Source organism: Acididesulfobacillus acetoxydans (assembly GCF_902729405.1).
Taxonomy (GTDB): domain Bacteria; phylum Bacillota; class Desulfitobacteriia; order Desulfitobacteriales; family Desulfitobacteriaceae; genus Acididesulfobacillus; species Acididesulfobacillus acetoxydans.
Window position 1 is genome coordinate 1,896,004 of record NZ_LR746496.1, and the last position, 21,543, is coordinate 1,917,546.

Here is a 21,543-nt window from a genome sequence, read left to right on the forward strand (position 1 = left end):
TTTTCGGACGGGGAAAAGGAACTTTCACAATTTTCTGTGCTATAATTAGCTAAGAACAGAGTTTCAGGATACGAGACATCCCGGGAAATCCGAGAGGGGGCGAGCAGAAAGAACAAGGGGATGCCCGGGCGTGGAAAAACCCGTTTCATTCCGGGCGCTCGGCGCCGCCGGGCTTGGGTGGCGGAGCAGCCGGTGTACCCGGACGGGGGTTAGAAAAATGGGAATATTTAAAAATGGAGGAGTTAACTATGTCGGAAGAACGTTTTGAAGCTTTACTGGAAGAAACTCGGCTCTTTCAACCGCCGGAGGAATTCAAGGCCCAGGCTAATGTTGCCAGCACGGACGTGTATCGTGAAGCTGAGGAAGATCGTTTGGGCTTTTGGGCGAAACAAGCCGAACGGATCACTTGGTTCGAACCTTGGAAGGAAGTGCTTGATTGGCAGCCTCCTTTCGCCAAATGGTTTGTGGACGGAAAGCTCAACGCCTCGTATAATTGCCTGGATCGCCATCTCAGCGGTTGGCGCCGCAACAAGGCTGCCTTAGTCTTTGAGGGAGAGCCCGGGGACAGCCGTGTGCTCACGTATCAGGACCTGCACCGGGAGGTTTCGCAGTTTGCCAATGTACTGAAGTCTCTGGGAGTGAGAAAAGGGGATAGAGTGACTATTTACCTGCCCATGATTCCCGAGGCAGCTATTGCCATGCTGGCCTGCGCCCGGGTCGGCGCTCCGCACAGCGTGGTTTTCGGCGGGTTTAGCGCGGAGTCGTTGCGGGACCGGATTAATGACTCGCAGGCCAAAGTCCTGGTCACGTCGGACGGCAGCTATCGGCGGGGCAATATAGTTCCGCTCAAGGCCAATGCCGATGTGGCTTTGCAAGGGAGCGACAGCATAGAGCATGTCGTCGTGGTCAAGAGAACCGGGACGGACGTTAACATGCAGGAAGACCGGGACATCTGGTACCACGAAGCGATGCAAAAGGCGTCCGCGAAATGTGAAGCGGAAAGCATGGATGCCGAAGATGCGCTCTACATTCTTTATACCAGCGGCACAACCGGGAAACCGAAAGGGGTTGTACACACGACCGGAGGTTACATGGTCGGCGTTTCGGCAACCCACAGTATGATCTTCGATATTAAGGACGAGGATGTCTTCTGGTGTACGGCCGATGTGGGCTGGGTCACGGGACACAGTTATATTGTCTATGGGCCTCTGGCGAACGGGTCGACTGTCATCATGTATGAGGGGGCTCCGGATTACCCGGCCAAAGATCGTTTTTGGCAAATCATCGAGAAATATCGGGTGACGATTCTTTACACCGCGCCGACTTCGATCCGGACGTTCATGAAGTGGGGTCCCAGTTACCCGCAAAGGCGGGATCTGTCCAGCCTGAGGCTTTTGGGAACGGTCGGCGAGCCCATCAATCCGGAAGCTTGGATGTGGTATTATAAGTATATCGGCGGCGAGAAATGTCCGATTGTCGATACCTGGTGGCAAACCGAGACCGGCATGATCATGATGACCCCGTTGCCGGGCATCACCGCTTTAAAACCGGGTTCCTGCACGGTTCCCTTCCCGGGGATCGTAGTACAGGTTGTGGATAAAGGCGGCAATCCGGTTCCGAAAGGCAGCGGAGGATATCTGACCGTGCGTGAGCCCTGGCCGGCTATGCTGCGCACCATCTACGGAGATCCGGACCGCTATGCCAGCACCTATTACGGCACCTGGCCGGGTGTGTATTTTACCGGAGACGGAGCCAAATGGGATGAAGACGGCTACTTCTGGGTGCTGGGCAGGGTTGATGACGTGATCAACGTATCCGGGCACCGTATCGGAACCATGGAAGTCGAGAGTGCCCTCGTGGACCACCCCTCGGTCGCGGAGGCGGCCTGCATCGGGAAGACTCATGAAGTAAAAGGGCAAGCCGTGTCGGCCTTCGTCACCTTGAAAGAGAGTGTCGAAGTAACAGACGGGCTGGTGGACGAGTTAAAGGCTCACGTTGCCACGAAGATAGGAGCTTTGGCCCGGCCGGATGACATTTTCTTCACGGCCGAGCTGCCGAAAACCCGCAGCGGTAAAATTATGCGCCGTCTCCTGCGCGACATCGCCGAGGGACGCGCTTTGGGGGACACGACCACGCTGGCCGACGCTTCGGTGGTTAATTCCTTGAAGGAACAGTACAAAGACGAAGCGTGAGCACTTGTGGTCTGTGGCGGCAAGGAATTCGATGAAGCGGTACAAACGCTCGACCTTAGCATAAATCGGTTTAGAGCCGTATAGACTGTGTAAAACGGTAAAGCGGCAGAAAACGGTAAAGCGGCAGAAAACGGCGGTACAAAACGTTACTACGGCATAAAACGGCAAAGCAATAGAAAACGGTACGGCGGCATAACAACGGTATAAAACGGTACAGGGGTGCCAACGGTAAAAAGTGCAGGCCAGCGAAACGGAAGAAAACAGCATAAACTTTAGCCTCGGTAAGGCCCGGGTTCTGAACTGCGAGCTTCCGGGGAAAGAGAGCAAGGCTCTTTCCCCGGAAGCAGACGGGAACAAATATTCAAAGTGTTCAGTCAAACTGGCGGCAGCTCTGGGAGTCTCAAGGGGACCGATTCGCGATAAGGTTCCCTGGGGCTCCAAGGGTTAAGCAAATAGCCCCGGTAAAAAAAGCGATGAGAAAGGTCCGGTGAGAGAGGTCGTGGTTAAAGAAGATCTGGCTTAAGCAAGATCTGATGAAGTAAGGCTCGACCCAAGTAAGATTTGAGCCAAGCAAGATTCGACTTAAGCAAGATTTGCCCGAAGTAAGATTTGAGTTAAACAAGACAAAATCCGATCTAGGAAAAACAAGAACTAACCTAAGTAAGACCGGAAGAAAACCTTATGAATTTCGGTTGAGGAAGGCCTGATTTTAAAAAAAGAATCAAGCAAGACTTAAGTCAGAAAAAGCGTGACCCCGAAAAAATAAAGACGATCTCACAGAAGAAGACCTTGCTCAAAAAGGTCTGAAGAGCTCCCTTGGCGATGGCCATGTGAATGGGAAATAATAGGGAGGTAGAATTGAGATGGCAGAAGTTACGGAAATCCGCGAAAGCTCGATTGCCGATCCCGGCCCTCTGGGCCTAGCTGGTTTTGCCCTGACAACTTTTATCCTGAGCATGTCAAATGCTCAGCTGGTACCAGCCGCGTTAGGCGCTCTCTTTGTCCCGGTCGCTCTCTTCTATGGCGGGATTGCCCAGATCCTGGCGGGCATGTGGGAATTTAAGAAAAACAATACGTTTGGGGCGGCCGCCTTTACCACGTATGGAGCATTTTGGCTGTCCTTGGCCTCAATCATTATCTTGGGAGGTCTGAAACTTATCAGTTTCGGCAGCTCCGAGCCGATCGCCATCGGCTTATTCCTTGTCGGTTTCACCGTATTCAACACGTATATGTGGATTGCCACCTTCAGACTTAACAATGCCTTGCTGGCGGTGTTTACGTTCTTGGAGATCACTTTTATCCTGCTCGACCTGGCGAATTTCGGCTTGATGTCGCCGGTGGCCGGGGGTTACTTTGGCATTATCACGGCCATCTGCGCTTGGTATACCTCCGCCGCCGGAGTCATTAACCCCATTTACGGCCGGACGGTTTTGCCTACCGGCCCGCGTCAACGGATTGTGATCAAGTCGGGTACGGCGGCGAAGTGAACTTGTTCAGCTAAAGCTGAACATCACGATAGTGTCCTGTGGACACTATCGCCGAACCGCAAGCTTTCAAAGTACCACTCTCACTTGTAGAAGCGGAAGTCTCACGACCGGATAAAGTTACGACTGCAAATCCGGGTGAGAGTACTTTTGACAAACGAAGTGGCGGTTGCCAAAGGCAAGCGACGGATACTAAAATAGGCCAATCGGCAGAAGGCTCGGGGGTTACTCCCCGAGCCCTTTTTTTTCATATATCCACATATACACCCATATCCCCATGCCGCCGCGCAGCAACACCGGCTGGGGTTCGGCGTCCGCCTAATTTCTGCCGGATTCTCACTTTGTATTACATAGACTCACGGAATTAAGCCCGCCTTTTTGTAGAGCGCATAGAAGTGATGAGTCGGACCGGCCCCTCGCCCGAGCGGCAGAGAGTGCTCGATGGCAACCGTGATGTAGTCTTTGGCTAGGGTGATGGCCTCTTCCACCTCCCGGCCGAGGGCAAGGTTGGCGGCGATGGCAGATGATAGGGTGCAGCCTGTTCCGTGGGTGTTCTTGGTCTCAATGCGGGCTTGAGTAAAATACAGAAACTCGCGGCCATTATAGAGAATATCTGTTGGGTTACCCTCAAGATGTCCCCCTTTTAAGAGGACATTTCTGGCGCCCAGACGGAAAATGGCGGCGGCTGCCTCTTCCATCTGCTGCAAGTTGTCGATTCCCAAGCCGGTGATGGCTTCTGCTTCCGGAATGTTGGGAGTCACGATTTCAGCCAGTGGGAACAACTCCTTAATCAGCAGCGTTTCCGCCTCCTTCTTCAGAAGGTGGCAGCCATTTTTGGCTGCCATGACCGGATCGAGCACAATATGTTCAGGGGTGTATTTTTTGAGAGCCCCGGCGATCGTTTCAATGGTGGCGGTCTGGGAAACCATACCGATTTTTACGGCGTCCACCTCGATATCGTCAAAGACGGCTTCGATTTGTTTAGAGACCATCTCCCGGTCAATGTCTTGTACGGCCTGCACTCCCAGGGTATTCTGCGCGGTCACGGCGGTGATTACGCTCAGGCCGAATACCCCATGGGCGGCAAAGGTCTTTAAGTCCGCTTGAATTCCGGCTCCGCCGCTGCCGTCGGAGCCGGCGATGGTCAGTACCTTCTTCATTTCGGGACCTCCTCCCGGTGCGTTTGTAAGTTTGCAGACGAGCGTGAGATTCTTACATTGACAAGCAGAGGGACCACAGCCTTCAACCTGGCCCAGAACGGTCGTTCTGATTATATAACATAAACTGCGTTTAGGGAAGGCCCGTCATCATTTGCCCCGGCTGAGGTTTGCCCATTTTGGAGAATCGGTGCCCATGCAGGACAAAAATCGTTGAGAAAAGACAGGTTTGCGCTTATAGTGTAATCTTATAGGACATTTAAGGTTGGGAGCACCGCCATTGCTTTGGGCTTCTTATCAGGGCCGATCAAGTTTCTGTGCTCGTGAGCGCGCGGTAAGGACCGTGGTACAAACCTTAGGAGATTTAGCGAAAGGACAGGGTGACTATGCTGGATTACCGCCGGATCCAGAAACTGGCAAACCGCACGACGGCGGATGTTGGGGCGAATTACGATTCGCACCGTGAGCAAACGATGCGGCGTATCCGGGAGGCGGCAGACTTGGAGAAGGCTGAGCGGAAAACGATGGCCAGGACAGGGACGGATAGCCGCATACTCGTTGCGGGGGCTGGAAATGCGAACGACTTGAATTTGCCTGAGCTGGCGGGTTTGGCGTCTGAACTGTGGCTGGTCGATATTGATGGAGACGCCATAAGCCGAGCTTTAAACGCGGCTGCCTGGGGCCGGAATGAGGAAGGCAGTATACTGGCTGACACAAAAACTTGGATCGGCGACGCGGGCGGACTCGTCGACGGGATTGACTTGTTCCTGACACAAACGGAGAAGGATCCCGGGGATTTGGCTTGGGCGTTGTCCGAACTCGGTAAAGTTTCTTGGCTGGAAGGGTTGCCACAAGGGGCCCCGGGGGGCGTTCCCGGGCAGGGCTCCGTAGACGTTGCCATAAGCCAGTGCCTTCTGTCACAGATAGTCTGGCCTGTAACCGAAAGGATCTGGCAGGTAACCGGAATATCGTGGCAGGAAGGTCAGAGACGCTTGGCCGCAGAGGCAAAAGAGTTCCCGTACCCCCTTCTGGGGCAGGTTCTGCGCCACTTGATGCTTTCCCATTTATCTTGGCTCGCCTGGACGGTGCGGCCGGGAGGTATCGTGTTGGTCAATTCGGATGTTCGTTGGCGGGGGGTTCCGATCTGCGGAGCCAATCCGCTGGTTTTGCGGCCTGAGGCGGGGTTTTTTCCGCGGTTCGAGTGGGGCGGTGTCAAGACGTGGAAGTGGTCGGTCGAGGAATCGGTTGAGGCTTTGATTTTGTCTGTCATGGCCCGGAAGCCCTGAGTGAGCGCACGGCCAAAAGGAAGTACAACAGACCTTCCGCGCGGCGGGGGATGAAACTGCGCTGACTTGTCTAAGACTTGTCAAAGCATAGGGCGCACAAGGATGAAAGGTTACGGTAGCGGATAGATCTTTCTGCTGTGGAAAGTCGTTGGCATAAGGTTGACCAAGAGGCTCAGCCGCATGCCCCCGGCTTTTGCCGGCTTCAGCCATGGGGAGATTCAGAAGGGCCAGGATGCAGGATGAGTACGATTATGAAGGCGATGGGGGCTGGGTCATGAGTACAGAAATAGAGCGCAAGTTCCTCGTATTTAAAGAAAAACTGCCTGAGCTCAAGGGAGGGCAGCACTTCGTCCAGGGGTATCTGCAGCGCGAGCCGCAAATTCGCTTTCGCCTCAGCGGCGACCGGGCCGTGCTGGCGATTAAGACGCTTAAGCCCGATGGCAGCCGTTTTGAGTTCGAAGCGGAAAAATCCTTTGCCTCTGCGGAAGAGCGCCGGACGCTGTGCGAGCTGGCCATTGTTCCGCTAATTGAAAAAACCCGCTATTCTCTCCCCCACGGTTCCCTCATTTGGGAAGTCGATGTCTATGCGGGAGAAAATACGGGTCTGGTTACGGTAGATGTAGAGATGCCCAGTCTGGATTACCCGCTCCGCTTTCCGGAGTGGGTGAATGCGGAGGCGGAGATCACTCAGGATCCACGCTATTTTAACTATAACTTAGCGCAGAGGCCTTTTGAGCGTTGGCAGGAGAAATGAGGACTTAGGAAAAGGACCTTCAATGGTCATGTTCTACGGACGTCTCGAGCGTGGTAATGGGATGTCCTTATTTCCCAGTGGCAGAGGGTAATCCGCCCAGGACCTTGACAGTTTACTCAAAACAGCGCAACTGATCACGGCAATGAGGGTGAGTGGCAGGACTACTCGAAACGGAAAAAGAATGTCAGTGTGAAGCCTAACCTCCAGCTTTCCGTATACTTGACGATCCGCCCTTTGACCCAGAAGATGAACTTCTGGTTGAGCCGGTGATATCCGAGCAGAGAGAGTTGAGAGACAGCTACATTCCAGAGGCTGTTTTCGAGTACAATAGGAGAGTAGAATGGAATTGGAGCCGATTTTAGAAGGGGGAGATGGCATGTTAGTCGTTACCACTGAGAACATAAGAGGCTATGAGGTGACCGATGTCAAAGGCCAGGTATTCGGAGTTGTGGTTCGCAGCCGGGGTTTAGGCGGGAATGTGGTAGCCGGTTTACGCAGTCTGGTCGGCGGGGAAATCCATGAATACACGGCCTTGCTGGAAGACACCCGTAAACAAGCGGTTGACCGCTTGGTGAGCAATGCGCAAGCCATGGGCGCTAATGCGGTCGTCATGATGAGATTTGATTCCAGTGAAATTGGGCAGACCATGAGTGAAATTGTGGCCTATGGGACAGCGGTGGTCGTAGAGAAGAAGGGCTAAAATGGGGATAGCACTGAGGGTCGATTTGCTGATTTTTGCTGGGCTGATCATTCTTGCTTAGAAGTCGAAAACCTGATCGATTTCTTCATCCGTAAAGTCCCAGGTGGCATTGTGGGGCGGGCATTTCTCTTTGAAGAACTCCGGAAGGCGATCATCTTTGTTCGTGAAGCCGGCGGCTCGGTTGAAAGCGCGTTCGGTACGGAGGACGGTTTTACCCAATTCCGAAATGTCGTCACCCGTTAAGCTCAAACCATATTGGGCATTGAGCATATCCACGATGGCGTCAAAGGCCGCAGGGATGTCGAGGACGGCAAAGGCCACGAAAAGGCATAAGCCCGCACTATCGATGGCGGCAGTAGCAATCTGCAGGTTGCGTGACAATTCGACTTGTCCTTGTTTCTGCAAGGGATCGACATAGCCTCCGACTTTTAAAATGTTGGCAGTGACAGCATACCCTGCCGTATGGTCCGCTCCCATGGGTGAGGTGGCAAACGTCAGGCCCTGTCCTTTGACGACCCGCGGGTCATAGGCCGGTATCCCCTGTCCTTTGACCACTGGGACACGTGTCACTCCTAAGGCTCTGCCGGTAAAAGCAGCCCCATTGCCAAGGATACGGCCCAAGTAGCTGCCTTTCTGTACTTCACTGAGCAGATTCAAGAGGCCTTGGCCGTCACCGAAGGGAATGACGCCGCCTTCCATGGCCACACCTACGGTTACCGCCGCTTCAATGGAGTCCAGCCCGATATCATCACAAATCCGGTCCGCTTGGGCAATGATATCCAAATCGTCGATCAGGCAGCCGGCCCCGAAGCCCCAAATCGTCTCATACTCAAAGCCGGAAGTAACATAATTTCCCTCTGGGTCATTATAGACTTGAGAACAACGAATCATGCAACCCAGATGACAGGCATGGGTCGGCTTGCCTTTGCGGGCCAGGATTGTGTCATATAGGGTTTCCCCGCTGATTTTGTCGGCGCCGAAAAAATTGCCGCGCCGGAAGTTTTGGGTTGGCAGGCCGCCCGCTTCATTCATGATATTGATGAGTATATCTGTCCCATATTGGGGCAGCCCCTGGCCCGTCACCGCGTGTTCGGTCAGGGCCTGGGCAAAAGCCTTGGCCGCCGCGCGGAATTTCTCGCCATTGACCAGCTCCGGCCCCGAGGAGTGGCTATCATCGATGGCAATATATTTGATTTGTTTCGAACCCATGACAGCGCCCATGCCGCCCCGCCCGGCGCTGCGCAGGTTGCCGTCCGGATCTTTTACTGAGATGTTGGCGGCCGTCATCCGATATTCGCCCGCCTGGCCAATCGTGAGCACGCCCACATCAGCGCCGTATTTTTCACTCACCCTGTGAACGACCTCATAGTTACCTTTGCCAACAAGCTCTTTCTCTTCAGTAATTATCACGCCTTGGCTGTTGATGTGGATGCAGTAAAAGGCTTTCCCCGGCGGCTTGCCCTCTATGATGACTGCCTTGATGCCGAGCCGCGTCAATTTCTGAGCCGCACTGCCCCCGGCATTGCTTTCTTTGATCCCTCCGGTGAGCGGGCTTTTCGCACCGACAGAAAGACGTCCGGAATTGGGCGCAGTAGTCGCAGACAAGAGTCCCGGCGCTAATATTAATTTGTTGTTGGCTCCCAATGGGTGGCACAACGGGTCAACTTCCTTAGCCACTATGGCCGAAGACAAAGCCCGCCCCCCGAGTGCCCGCCATTCCGGCGGAACCTCCTCTGTAACGGCTGTTAAATGGGTCAGGTTGATGCGGTAGATTTTCATGAAACCCCTCCCTTTGCTTAGAATTCCCTCGTACTCGGATTATGGGGTCCGGACTGCCGGCGGTGCCGGGTAAGAAGGCCGCTTAGAATATGATCCTTAGAGCCGGAGTATCAAAGTGTCGGCTCTGTAAATATTGCATATTGCAAGGACTGTGCCAATACAGTTTTGCGGTCTGACTTTTTCCTCACCCCGGCTGCCATGCGGCTTGCGAGTGTCTTGGGCGTTTAGACAACGGTGTTCGGGCACGAGGGGCCTGACTTCATGGCTCCCAGATAATACACTTCTGTTCCACGCCCTGCTCCAAAACGGAACAGTGGGTGCGAAACACTTTCAAGGTTCTTGTACAACATGGGATCCTATGCTATTCTGTTTTAAGACAGGATATTTTTAAAATATTGCCAACCGTTTGAACTTCGGAGGGACGGGTATGAAAAGCGCTTGGGTTGCTTTTGTCCATGGTGAAGAGCCCATCGGGGTCGAACCGGTTATTTTGCGCTCTTGGCAGCGCTGCCTCAACCATATGATCGATTACGAGCGGATTGCAGACAATGACATCTTGCCGGCGCGTTTACTGGAAGAACGTTTGCACCTGGAGGAGTCTTTATTGCATGCGGCCCGCCCTGTCCTTTCCCTGCTTTTTAATATTCTAAAAGGATGCAATCACGCGCTTCTCTTGAGTGACCGGGACGGTTATATTATGGATTCGCGTGGGGATCCTTTCTTCTTAACGAAGTCCCGGACGGTTTACTTAACACCGGGTGTTTCTTGGCGTGAGACTGTGAAAGGAACAAACGCGATCGGCACGGCTTTAATTGAAAAAACTCCCGTACGCGTTCTCGGGGCGGAACACTTTGTCCAGGAGAATCACTTTCTCTGCTCTTGGGCGGCCCCCATCCTCGGCCCGGACGCCGGTACCATCGGTATCCTGGACATCAGCGCTCACGCCGCACTTAGCCAAGCCCGCTTTCTGGAGTTGGCGATTCTGGGTGCTCGCATGATCGAAGTGAATCTTCGTCTTGCGAACTACGAACGCAGAGAAACCACTCCGATCTGCGGCTCTACCCCTTATTTCGAAACCGCAGCCGTCGGTTCCCCCCCACTCCTTCGTCCATTGCCGGCTTCCGACGATTCCCAGCTTCTGACATATCCTCTTTGGGTTGGCTCCGGCGAGGCCAGCCGCCGGATTTTACAGCGAGCGGCTAAAGTCGCGGCGACATCGACCTCTGTCCTCCTCCTGGGAGAGAGCGGCACGGGCAAAGAAATCATCGCCCGGCATATTCACCTTCTCAGCCCCCGCCGGGACGGGCCTTTTGTCGCACTCAATTGTTCCGCCCTGCCGGATTCCTTGGTGGAAAGCGAACTTTTTGGCTATGCGGAAGGGGCTTTTACGGGGGCAAAACGCGGAGGCAAGCCGGGCAAGTTTGAATTGGCCCGAAGGGGAACTATTTTTTTGGACGAAATCGGGGACATTTCTGTCAAGGTACAGTTGGCTCTCCTCAGGGTGCTCCAGGATAAGGAAATTTACCGTATCGGCTCGGGAAAGGCGCGGCCCCTGGATGTGCGCGTGATTGCGGCGACCCATCGCAATTTGGCTGACTTGGTACACCAAGGCAAGTTTCGGCTCGATCTCTATTACCGGTTAAAAGTGATTACGATCGATCTTCCCCCCTTGCGGGAACGCCTTCACGACGTGTTCGACTTGGTTCCCCATTTTATGGCTAAGTTCTGCCCTGACGGTAAAATCCGGCAAATTGCGCCCGAAGTTTACTCAGCCTTTCTCGCTTATTCCTGGCCCGGTAATGTCCGTGAGTTGGAAAACTGTGTGGAAAGCATGTGCGCCTTGGCGAACGGTCCCTGCCTAACGGTCGAGGATCTTCCTCCCGAAATTCTGTGCCCGACCACGGACCTGGGCTCTCAGGAGATTAAAGCAGCGCAAGAGGTTGAACCCCACACCCAATCTCCGTTGTCGTCCGCCGGGACACCGCCAGCCGGACTATTACGCGTCCAGACGCGGGAGACCATTTTGGAGGCTCTCAGCCGTTCAGGAGGCAGGATCGCTCCGGCGGCCCGTTTGCTGGGCATCGGACGCAACACCCTCTACCGAAAACTGAAGGAGTTGGAAATCAAACTTCATTAAGGATTAGCGGGAGGGGCAAAAGGAGCACTGCGCACCCATAAAATACGGCGGAAGAGTTCAGTCATTTGCAGAGGGAAGACTCGCCGGGAAGGAGGGGATTTCTGTGGAGGTTACCATTAAACTCTTTGCCACACTCCGGGAGGGGCGATTTAAGGCTGTCACATGGGACCTGTCTGAAGGGACAGTTGTTGGTGAAGTCCTTGAACGCCTGAATATAAAGCAGGAAGAGGTGTCCGTCCTTTTGGTCAACGGACGGGAAGCCAAGGTTTGTCAGGTTCTCAGCGAAGGTGACGTGATGTCCGCTTTTCCCCCGATCGGCGGGGGATAAAGAAAACTAGTTTGTCATAGAGAAAATGGAGATCGTGCCCGACGATGTCTGCCTTTTCGTATCGGCTGACTCTAATCCGGACCGTTGATAATCCTCATCCGCTCTGCCCCTTTGACGAAATTTAATGGTGTTTTGAGGGAGGTTCTAGCCGTGGAACCGAAGAAATTCGCCGACCGCTATTTGCGTAATCAGAAAACGATTTCTCAGGATGAGCAGGCAAAACTGGCAAAGGCGACAGTGGTTATTGCAGGTTGCGGGGGTCTGGGTGGATATATCAGTGAAGAGATGGCCCGGGTGGGGGTCGGTCACCTGGTCCTGATCGACGGGGACCGAATCGATGTGACCAACCTGAATCGCCAAATTCTGGCTGCCGAAGACAATATCGGTGAGTGGAAGGCCGAAGCGGGACGGGAGCGAATTCGGCGGATTAATTCAGGTACGAAAGTAGATGCCGCTTGCGCTTGGTTCAGGGAAGAAGATTCCGCGCAGCTTTTGGCGGGAGCCGATCTGGTTTGCGATGCTTTGGATTCCCTTTCTGCCCGCTTAGCCTTGGAACGTTCCTGCCATACGCTGGGAATTCCGCTGCTTTATGCCGCTATCGGCGGCTGGTTTGGGATTTTGGGTCTTAGCTTCCCGGGGGAGTATTGTGTGGCCCGATTATTGAAAGGAGGGGACAAGGGGATTGAGACGCTCTGGGGCAACCCGGCTTTTACCCCCGCCGTCGTGGCAAGTTTGGCGGTGGCGGAAGGGGTTAAGGTGCTCACAGGAAAATCCCCGGCCCTGCGTGGTTCCTGGCTGCAAATCGATTTATTGGCCATGGAGTTTGAACTTTTCAGGCTTTCGGGGGAGACTTTGTGAAAGCACCTTGTGCGCCTGCAAACTAAGCATTTTGATCGCGTATTTTTACCGCCTGGGGATTGCGACCGCTATAATCCCTCAGGACGGCGGGGGTAGGGGAGGATTGAACATGGGGTGGGGCAAGGAACTTTTTTCCGTGATCACTCTGGACGATGCTTTAAAGGTGCTGGAACCTTACGTCCGGCCCTTATATGAAAGGAGAGAAGAAGTTCCCCTCAGCGCATCCTGGGGGCGGGTCGTGGCCGTTGATGTTCCCGCCGGGGGACCGCTGCCGCATTTTCGAAAGTCGACGGTGGACGGTTTGGCAGTCCGGGCCCAGGATACCTTTGGCGCAAGCGAAAGTCTGCCGGCCCTGGTGCAAGTGCGGGGTGAAGTCACGATGGGGCGGGCCCCGCGGGAAACCTTGGAATCGGGGCAAAGCCTTCTTATCCCTACGGGTGGAATGCTTCCGGCGCAGGCCGACGCGGTGGTCATGTTGGAACACCTGGAAGATTTCGGCCAAGGGCTTTACGGGGTGACGAAAGCGGTGGCACCCGGAGAAAATGTCATTGACATCGGAGAGGATGTGCAGGCCGGCGAGGTTATCCTGCCCCAATACACCGTCATCCGGGCGCAGGAGATGGGGCTGCTTGCTTCCCAGGGTATCCTGAGCGTTCCGGTTCTGCCCCGTGTGCGGGTGGGAATTCTCTCCACCGGAGATGAAATCGTATCCCCCGAGTCGGAACCGCAGCCTGCCCAATCGCGGGATATCAATGGCTACACCCTTTTGGGTCAAGCCGTCGCAGCCGGATTTGCAACGCATTACTATGGTATCGCCGCGGATGAACCCGCTGAGTTGCGGCCCGTTTTGGAGCAGATGCTGGCGGAAAATGATGTGGTCATACTTTCCGGAGGAAGCTCCGTGGGGGCGAGGGATTTGACGGCTCAGATGGTGGATGAATTGGGGAGGCCGGGGCTTCTTTTTCATGGTTTGGCTTTGAGACCCGGCAAGCCGACAATTGGGGGAGTGGTGGGGGGTAAGATCATCATCGGTTTACCGGGGCATCCCGCCTCAGCGATGGTCGTGTTCGACACTCTGGTCAGGCCCCTCTTGGATGGTTCACGACGGCGGCCGGAGTTCCCTTTGCCGCAGGCAGAGCTTACCCAAAACGTCTATTCGGGAACAGGGCGCGAAGAGTTTATCCGGGTGCGTCTCGAACAGAAAGATGAGTTGTGGTTGGCCGAACCCGTGCGTGGGAAATCCGGTCTCATCCGGACCATGGTTTTAGCGAACGGGCTGGTGCATATCCCTTTGAATGTTGAAGGGATCCAGGCCGGCGAAAAGGTGAGAGTGCGGCCCCTGAGACGATTTTAAAGCAAAGCTGTCAAAGAGTGAACTCGTTCAGCTAAAGCTGAACATCGAGACTTCGGTGGGGGAGTTTACCCCCCGAAGCGGGGTACGTGGGACCCACTCCCACTTGCAGAAGTGGGAGTCTTCACTTTGGATAAATTGTTGGCGGAAAAGTTTCTTTAAAAGGGCTCTGTCCGGATCTCTAAAGTTGAATTGACTTTGGCCGAGTATAGGTAAGTTGGGATGGGGGAGCGAGTATGGAGCAGAAGATCTATTTGCAAAACCAGGCTTGGGAAGAGGCCTTGGCCTTGATGATGAGAGAACTCGGCCCGCGTTGTCAGCCGGAAAACGAGCCCATAAAGGTCAGCTGTGCTTTGGGCAGAATCACCGGGGAAACGGTGCGTGCACAGCGCAGCTCTCCCCACTATCCGGCCGCTGCCATGGATGGCTATGCCGTGCGGGCCCGAGAGACATTTGGGCTCAATGAGCGGCAGCCGCGCTGGTTTCAACTCGGCAGTGAGGCGCTTTCCGTGGATACGGGGGACCCCATGCCGAAAGGGATGGACGCTGTGGTGATGCTGGAAGAAGTCTTGAATAAGACGGAGGAAGCGGTCTTATTGCAACAGGCCGTAGTCCCTTGGAGTAACGTACGCGCCGTTGGCGAAGATATTGTGGAAGGAGAAATCCTGCTGCCTATTCATCACCGCCTTCGCCCCCAGGACCTTGGGGCCTTGCTGGCGGGGGGGGTTACGGAACTCGCGGTGCGGCGCAAGCCGCGGGTGGGTATTTTGCCCACGGGGGATGAGATCCGGGCACCGGGCCAACCTTTGAATGTGGGCGAGATTGTCGACAGTAATTCCACAGTTCTCTCCGCTTTGATCGCCGAGTGGGGCGGAGAGGCAAAAGTCTGGCCAATAGTGGCAGACGACTGGGATCAATTGGAGAATGCCGTCCTCGCAATGGAGGCCAGCCAGGATATCTTGGTCATCATTGCCGGGTCCTCCCAAGGCAGGGATGACTACACCGTTCCCCTGATCGAAAAGTTTGGCCGGATTTATGCTCACGGGATGGCGATTAAGCCGGGCAAACCGGCCATGCTGGGTGAGATTAAAGGAAAACCGGTGATCGGCATCCCGGGATACCCTGTTTCTGCCTTTTTGACGGCCCGGCTTTTTTTGCGGGCTTGGATCAAACACGAACTGGGTCTGCCCAGCGGCACACTGCCCGTTATGCGGGCTTTCTTGAACAAAAAGGTGTTTTCCGGTTTGGGAAGTGAAGAATTCGTTCGGGTCAAGGTGGGGCGGGTGGGGGAGCGCTGGGTTGCCGCTCCGATCAGCCGGGGAGCCGGCGTCACGATGAGTCTGGTCCGGGCTGATGGCATCTTGAGGGTGCCCCGCTTGCAGGAAGGTTTCCATGAAGGTGCGCCCGTACAGGTGGAACTACTGCGTCCTCAGGAGGAACTGGAAGAAACTTTAATCTGCATCGGCTCGCATGACCTCACACTCGATCTGATGGACAGCTATCTCAAAATGAACGGGCGCCACGGGGCCTTGGCTTCAGCCCATGTCGGCAGCCTGGCGGGGCTCATGGCTTTGCGCAAAGGGGAAGCCCATCTGGCTGGGGTACACCTTTTGGACCCGGAAAGCGGGGAATATAACCGGCCTTATTTAGAGCGCCTCCTGCCCCAACGCCGGATCGCCCTGGTCAATCTGGTCTACCGCACCCAAGGGCTGTTGGTGGCACGGGGCAACCCTCTTAAGCTTCGGACGCTGGCGGACCTGGCGGACGGCAGACTGCGTTTCGTAAATAGGCAGGGTGGATCCGGGACACGCGTTCTTCTGGATTACCTCTTGGCACAAGAGGGAGTAGACAAGCAACAAATTCTTGGTTACGACCGGGAAGAGTTCACCCACCTGGGAGTGGCGGTGGCCATTGCTTCGGGCAGCGCCGATGCAGGCTTGGGCATCCAGAGTGCCGCTTTGTCTCTGGGGCTTGATTTCATTCCTATCGGGGAGGAACGCTATGATCTGGCCATTCCGCAAGAATATCTGGCCGATCGCCGGATAGAGATGCTGTTGGAAGTTATCGCAAGCCCGGATTTTCAGGCGGAAGTTCGGGCCATGGGAGGATATGACCTGCGGGACGCGGGGAAATTCATGAACGGGCCGGGGGAAACACAGGCTGAGTGAATCCAGAAAGCCCCGGGGAATAGTTCGGAGTGTCATCAGGGGAGGGCCCTGTACTTTTCAGCCCAAGAATGTGTGACCCTATGGGAGCCGCCGTCATAGCCACAGAATGAGCAGGCGGAGACGCCCATACAAAAATAGTATTTTATGAGGGAGGATGCAGGAATGTTTAAGACAAAAGAAAGAGTTTCCCAAGGGTTAGGCAGTGGGACGAAACCGGGAAAAGGAAAGCAATTGCTGCCGGTGGTTTTGGCGGGGGTTCTTCTCCTTTCCGGCTGTGGCGCAACCCAGGGAGCCGCCGGGGGGAAAAGTTCGGGGGGCCAAACCGCTTCCGGAGCCAAGGTGACGCTGCCGGTCTATGCCGCGGGGACTTTGGCGAAACCTTTCAAGGAACTGGATGCTAAGTTCCAGGCCAAATACCCGAATGTCACGGTTCAACCCCAATTCGGCGGCAGTGTCAAAATGGTCAAGCAGGTCACGGATCTTAAGCAACTGGCGGATGTGGTAGCCGTGGCCGATTATAGTGTGATTCCCAAGTACATGCTGGGTGCCGGCGGCCAAAAGAAATATGCGGATTGGTATGTCGGTTTTGCCAGTAACGCGATTACCTTTGTTTACACAGATAAGAGCAAAGGACAGGACAAGATCACTCCCGACAATTGGTACAAGGTCTTGGCGCAAAAAGGCGTTCAGATTGGCCGTTCCAACCCGGACACCGACCCGTCGGGATACCAGACGCTGCAAATGTTAGACCTGGCGGAGAAATACTATAAAGCCCCGGGTTTAGAAGAGAAGATCTTGGCTAACGCGCCCCAGACCAATATGCGGGATACGGAAACCGAACTGCTTAACGCTTTGAAAACCGGTCAGATTGATTATCTGGCCATCTACCAATCCGATGCTAAACAGAATCATTTGAAATACCTTAAACTGCCGCCTCAGATCGATCTAAGTAATCCGGTCTACAGCAAGGAATACATTGGGGCGGCAGCCAAGACGAAAAACGGTGAATTGACCGGGAAACCGATCGTTTACGCGCTGACCATTCCGACTAACGCTCCTCATGCAGCCTGGGCCGAAAAGTACGTTGCTTTTCTCCTGGGACCGGAAGGACAGGCGATTTTGAAAAAGGATGGATTTGGCCTTCTGCCCAAACCGTATGCCAAGGCGATGGACAAAGTTCCCACCGATATCAAGAGTCTGGTGGAGGCTTGGCCCCAGTAAAATATAGAACGGGGTATTTTGAGAGTAGTAGGAGAGGCCTGTGGAAACTATGCCAAGAAGCGGACCGACGCGGGGGCGCGCCCTGTTTCTCCTCTTTTGGTTATTGGGGGGCGCCCTGCTCATCTTTATTCTTTTGCCACTGGTTGCTATGTTTAGCCAAGAATCTGCCAAGACTGTGGTCCGGGTCGCCGCCATGCCTGATGTGCGTGCTTCCATTCTTCTGAGTTTGGAGGCGGCCTTACTTTCCGCCGGCATAGCGGCCCTGTTGGGGACCCCGTTGGCTTATCTTCTTGCCCATCGCGAGTTCCCTCTGAAGTCGCTGGTGGAAGGGATTGTGGATCTGCCTTTAGCGGTTCCGCACACTGTCGCCGGCATCGCTCTTTTGTACGCTTTTGGCCGCACCGGTCTCCTCGGGCGGCTGGCGGCTCAAGTGGGCCTGAAGTTCTGGGGAACGCTGGCAGGGGTCGTGGTCGGAATGCTTTTTGTCAGCTTGCCCTATATGGTAAATTCGGCCCGGGAAGGTTTTCAGGGTGTCGACGTGCGCTTGGAAAAGGCGGCCCGGACTTTGGGAGCTTCACCCAGCCAGGTTTTTTGGCAGGTTTCCCTTCCGCTTGCCGGGCGCAGCATCTTGAGCGGGACGGTGCTCACCTACGCCCGTTCGGTGGCAGAGTTCGGAGCGGTCATAATTTTGGCCTATTATCCGCAAACGGCGCCGGTTAAAATTTATGAACTCTTTTTAGCCGGTAACTTGGGGCAGTCGGCGGCGGCGGCACTTTTACTTCTCCTGATCACTTTGTCGACGTTTTTGCTCTTTCGCCGCTTAGTCTACGCTCGGGTCTGGAAACGGGGGCGTTAAAAGATGGCAGTCCCATCGGAGACAGACAATTTACTGACGGTTGAGAATTTGTCCGTGCAGGTGGGAAGTTTTCAACTGCGGAATATCACGCTTCGCCTTCAGCGCGGGCAGGTTCTTGTGATCTTGGGCGCCAGTGGCTCCGGTAAGTCTGTCCTTTTGGAGAGTGTGGCCGGTTTTAACCGGTCTGCCACAGGACGGATTTGGCTTGGCGGTCGGGAGGTGACGCACTATCCGCCGGAAACGCGTCAGATCGGTTTTATGTTTCAGGATTATGCCCTTTTTCCCCATCTGAGTGTGCGAGAGAATATTCTCTTCTCAAAGAGATTTCTGGGAGCGTATCGTTCGAGTATTTTTGGCTCATGGCTGACAAGGCGTTTAAGCAAAGTTTCGGGTATTTCCGAAAGTGGGCCCGGCCCGGGGCTTGGACAGGATGAAAGGGATTTGGCTGGGAAACCGCCAAGATCCCTTGTGCTCCCATGTCCGGAGGTAAACCAACAGGGTGAGGGGACGCAGGCTGAGAACGGCCGGTTTAACAAATGGCCGGAGTCTGAAGGCTCCGAGCCGTTTAGCTTTACTGGGATTGTCGAAACCCTGCGGATAGAACATCTGTTGGAACGATATCCGGGCCAATTAAGCGGGGGAGAAAAACAGCGTGTGGCTCTTGCGAGGGTTCTCATCCAGCAGCCGAAGCTTTTCCTTTTTGATGAGCCTATGTCAGCTTTGGATGCACGCACACGGGAGGAACTGCGCGCCGAATTGAGCAGGATTCTTAAAACGCTGAAACTGACGGCTATTTATGTGACCCATGATCAGGCAGAGGCTTGGGCCCTAGCCGATCAAGTGTGCATCCTGCGGCAGGGTCGGGTGGTTCAGACAGGAAAGACGGAAGACGTCTTCTACCATCCTGCGGACGTGGCGACTGCCAGGTTTATCGGGATGGATAATATCCTGAAAGGGAAATTCTGTTCGGTGCAGCACCGGGTTGGAAAAACCGGCATCCGCGGGCCGGGGAGAGGTTGCGAACAAGTGGACACATTGCCGCGGGAGGTCGAGGTGCCGGGTCTGGGGTATTTCTTGACCGAAAGCTCGCTTCCGCAGGCGTATCCTCGACGTGAAATTGGGGAAGCGGGGGAAAGGCACACCCATTCGCCAAGCGGAAAAGAGGAGGAAGACGCGCCTAAGGGGGCTCATAGAGCGTCAGAGAGTCATGAAACAAAAGGGGCCGATCAAGCCAGAGAAGTTAGGGAGGACCATGAAGCCGGAGGGTCAGGGCGAGGTGATGAAACCAGGGTAACTAAACGTACGGAAACTCGCGGCGCGAAAGGAGTTCATGCGACTGAGGAAGCTCAGGAGGCAAGGACAAATCCACGGGTCGAGAAAGATCCGCGGGCCGCAGAAGATCCGCGGGCCGCAGAAGATCCGCGGGCCGAAGACGATCCGAAGGTTGAAGAAGATCCGCAGGCAGGGGAAGTCTATTTGGGTATCCGTCCGGAGGATATCGTGGTTGAAGGCCTCAAGTCTGACCGGCGGCTCTTTGCGCGAGCGGCCGGAGGAGAACACAGCCCTTGGTTCGGCGCCGAATCGGTGGGCAGAGGTCGCGATGGGGTCTCTCACAGGAATACGATACTGACGGATGAGGCCAATTACGTCCAGGCGGTGGTCGAGGAAATAACGCCTTGGGGTATTTTATGTAAGCTGCATTTCGCGGAACCGGCCGGACTAACGGCCTTGGTTCTCAAACAGCAAGTACAAGGCTTGGGATTAGACAGAAGTGCCAGGGTGCGACTCTATTTTCCACCGGGACAGCTGCACGTGATGCGTTAATGGGCCTAGTCTCCATTCTGACGGATTGCATCGTGCGCGCTGGCCAAGCTGCGCTATCCCCAGAGAATTTGGCGGTGATCCCGCTGCCTCGGCCTTGACAGAGGCTTGCTCTCCCGATTGGTCTGATGCACATCCGCCATGGACCGCCAGCGACTACGCCATATGAGATATCTCAGGCTTGTTCATGGTATGGACGCGTGGCATTCTGAACCGGGATGGCGGGCGAAGAAGTCGTGCCAGTAACCGGCGCCGGAGACACGAAGGTAGCACAGGTTAAAGATCTTTTTTCGTTATCGTCCCGAAGTCTTTGCGTTGGCCCCATTATATTGAGAGAGTAGGCGGCAAAATGAAGCAAGTCTATGATCAAAAGAGAACAGAGAGCTACGACAAATTCTACGATACCGCAGAAGGTCGTATTGTTGGACGAATTGAAAAGGAAACCATCTATTCTTGTCTAGAACCAGGAACGGGTTTGAAGGTGCTTGATATTGGCTGCGGTACCGGTCGCTATTCTATAGATCTTGCCAGAATGGTTTTAGAGGTTACTGGGGTTGATGTTTCAACGGCAATGTTGGAAAAGGCTCAGTTAAAGGCAACTGAGGCTGGGGCATCTATCCAGTTTGTTGAAGCAGATGCTCAATGCCTGCCCTTTGGCGATGAGACATTTGATTTGGTGTTGTCAGTAGACTCAATGGAGTGGGTTTCGGGTTTTCCCGCATCCTTGCAGGAAGCATTCCGAGTGTTGGAAGTTGGGGCGGGTCGTGAGTGTGGCGGAAGCCAAGCGTGATGCCCATACCCGCGCCAAGCACCTGGAGAAGCTGAAGCAGAAGCTCGCGAAGCTGAAGGAGCTGGACGGAGAAGCGCACACCAAAGCCCACTGTGCCCTCTACAGCCATATCGTCTACAAGCGATATTTGCAAATCGATGCTAAAGGCAACCTTAGGATTAACCAGAAAGCGGTCAAAGCCGCGGAAAGGCTGGACGGGAAATACCTTATCCGCACCTCGGATGACACCGTCTCCATAGAGGATATCACCTTGGGCTTCAAACAGCTTTGGGAAGTGGAGCGGGCTTTTCGCACGCTCAAAACGACTCTGGAGCTACGGCCTGTTTACCACCGAAAAGACGATCGGATCTGTGCCCATGTCCTGCTGTGTTGGCTGGCTTTGCTCCTGGTACGCCTGGCAGAAGTAGAGACTCAACAAACTTGGGCCAACCTTCGTTTCGAACTGGAGAAAATTTATCTCGTCGAGTGGGAATCGACGGACGGGAAAGTCTTTCAAAGGACAGAATTAACCCACGAGCAAACGGGTATTTTTCCAGCACTCAAATTGCCGGAACCCCCGAGAATATGGGATATTTCGCTTCCCAAGGGGCAAAAAGTGTAGGTACACGGTACGTTATCCACAAGTGCCTGAAACCCAGATGCCATAAGGGTTTGAGGCACT

Annotated in this window: 16 protein-coding genes and 1 pseudogene; 15 read left to right on the plus strand and 2 right to left on the minus strand. The window is 54.6% G+C overall.

Going from position 1 to position 21,543, the window contains the following annotated elements; translation table 11 throughout:
• Window positions 1-248 precede the first annotated feature (248 nt).
• A complete protein-coding gene (acs, locus tag MNU25_RS08380; protein ID WP_240984649.1) occupies window positions 249-2,192 on the plus strand; it encodes an acetate--CoA ligase in 1,944 nt (647 codons plus the stop codon).
• Between the two features lie 863 nt (window positions 2,193-3,055).
• Window positions 3,056-3,679, plus strand: coding sequence for an acetate uptake transporter (locus MNU25_RS08385; protein WP_240984650.1), 624 nt, complete (start codon window positions 3,056-3,058; stop codon window positions 3,677-3,679).
• Window positions 3,680-4,032: 353 nt separating this feature from the next.
• Here the strand turns inward: MNU25_RS08385 and thiD are convergent, their stop codons facing one another.
• Entirely contained in the window at window positions 4,033-4,836 is an 804-nt protein-coding gene (gene thiD, locus MNU25_RS08390) for a bifunctional hydroxymethylpyrimidine kinase/phosphomethylpyrimidine kinase (protein WP_240984651.1), read from the minus strand.
• Between the two features lie 383 nt (window positions 4,837-5,219).
• Between thiD and MNU25_RS08395 the strand changes: the two genes are divergently transcribed.
• From MNU25_RS08395 to MNU25_RS08405, 3 genes are all read left to right on the plus strand, one after another.
• On the plus strand, window positions 5,220-6,119 hold the full coding sequence (locus MNU25_RS08395; protein WP_240984652.1) for a hypothetical protein: 900 nt from the start codon (window positions 5,220-5,222) through the stop codon (window positions 6,117-6,119).
• Between the two features lie 274 nt (window positions 6,120-6,393).
• The gene (locus tag MNU25_RS08400) at window positions 6,394-6,873 is read left to right on the plus strand and encodes a CYTH domain-containing protein (RefSeq protein WP_240984653.1); all 480 of its coding nucleotides are present in this window, start codon (window positions 6,394-6,396) and stop codon (window positions 6,871-6,873) included.
• A gap of 376 nt (window positions 6,874-7,249) precedes the next feature.
• Window positions 7,250-7,573 carry a heavy metal-binding domain-containing protein gene (locus MNU25_RS08405; RefSeq protein ID WP_240984654.1) on the plus strand — a complete coding sequence of 108 codons (324 nt, stop codon included), beginning with the start codon at window positions 7,250-7,252 and terminating at the stop codon, window positions 7,571-7,573.
• Window positions 7,574-7,630: 57 nt separating this feature from the next.
• On the opposite strand, the gene MNU25_RS08410 is transcribed toward MNU25_RS08405, so the two are convergent.
• Window positions 7,631-9,352 carry an aldehyde ferredoxin oxidoreductase family protein gene (locus MNU25_RS08410; RefSeq protein ID WP_240984655.1) on the minus strand — a complete coding sequence of 574 codons (1,722 nt, stop codon included), beginning with the start codon at window positions 9,350-9,352 and terminating at the stop codon, window positions 7,631-7,633.
• A gap of 427 nt (window positions 9,353-9,779) precedes the next feature.
• Between MNU25_RS08410 and MNU25_RS08415 the strand changes: the two genes are divergently transcribed.
• From MNU25_RS08415 to MNU25_RS08460, 10 genes and pseudogenes are all read left to right on the plus strand, one after another.
• A complete protein-coding gene (locus MNU25_RS08415; protein WP_240984656.1) occupies window positions 9,780-11,489 on the plus strand; it encodes a sigma-54-dependent Fis family transcriptional regulator in 1,710 nt (569 codons plus the stop codon).
• A 103-nt stretch (window positions 11,490-11,592) separates the two neighbouring features.
• Window positions 11,593-11,817, plus strand: a complete 225-nt coding sequence (locus MNU25_RS08420; RefSeq protein ID WP_240984657.1) for a MoaD/ThiS family protein — start codon at window positions 11,593-11,595, stop codon at window positions 11,815-11,817.
• Window positions 11,818-11,967: 150 nt separating this feature from the next.
• Window positions 11,968-12,675 (plus strand): HesA/MoeB/ThiF family protein, encoded by a 708-nt coding sequence (locus MNU25_RS08425; RefSeq protein WP_240984658.1) that lies wholly within the window; start codon window positions 11,968-11,970, stop codon window positions 12,673-12,675.
• A 109-nt stretch (window positions 12,676-12,784) separates the two neighbouring features.
• A complete protein-coding gene (locus MNU25_RS08430; RefSeq protein ID WP_240984659.1) occupies window positions 12,785-14,029 on the plus strand; it encodes a molybdopterin molybdotransferase MoeA in 1,245 nt (414 codons plus the stop codon).
• A gap of 233 nt (window positions 14,030-14,262) precedes the next feature.
• A complete protein-coding gene (locus MNU25_RS08435) occupies window positions 14,263-16,194 on the plus strand; it encodes a molybdopterin biosynthesis protein (RefSeq protein ID WP_240984660.1) in 1,932 nt (643 codons plus the stop codon).
• A 162-nt stretch (window positions 16,195-16,356) separates the two neighbouring features.
• Complete coding sequence (wtpA, locus tag MNU25_RS08440; RefSeq protein WP_240984661.1) at window positions 16,357-17,415, plus strand: tungstate ABC transporter substrate-binding protein WtpA; 1,059 nt, start codon at window positions 16,357-16,359, stop codon at window positions 17,413-17,415.
• 49 nt (window positions 17,416-17,464) lie between these two features.
• The gene (locus MNU25_RS08445; RefSeq protein ID WP_240986782.1) at window positions 17,465-18,271 is read left to right on the plus strand and encodes an ABC transporter permease; all 807 of its coding nucleotides are present in this window, start codon (window positions 17,465-17,467) and stop codon (window positions 18,269-18,271) included.
• Window positions 18,272-18,274: 3 nt separating this feature from the next.
• Window positions 18,275-20,095 (plus strand): ABC transporter ATP-binding protein, encoded by a 1,821-nt coding sequence (locus MNU25_RS08450; protein ID WP_240984662.1) that lies wholly within the window; start codon window positions 18,275-18,277, stop codon window positions 20,093-20,095.
• A 346-nt stretch (window positions 20,096-20,441) separates the two neighbouring features.
• On the plus strand, window positions 20,442-20,882 hold the full coding sequence (locus MNU25_RS08455; RefSeq protein ID WP_240984663.1) for a class I SAM-dependent methyltransferase: 441 nt from the start codon (window positions 20,442-20,444) through the stop codon (window positions 20,880-20,882).
• Window positions 20,866-21,483 (plus strand): annotated as a pseudogene (locus MNU25_RS08460) (IS1634 family transposase); the annotation flags it as partial. The gene MNU25_RS08455 and the pseudogene MNU25_RS08460, both read left to right, overlap by 17 nt.
• Window positions 21,484-21,543: the final 60 nt, after the last annotated feature.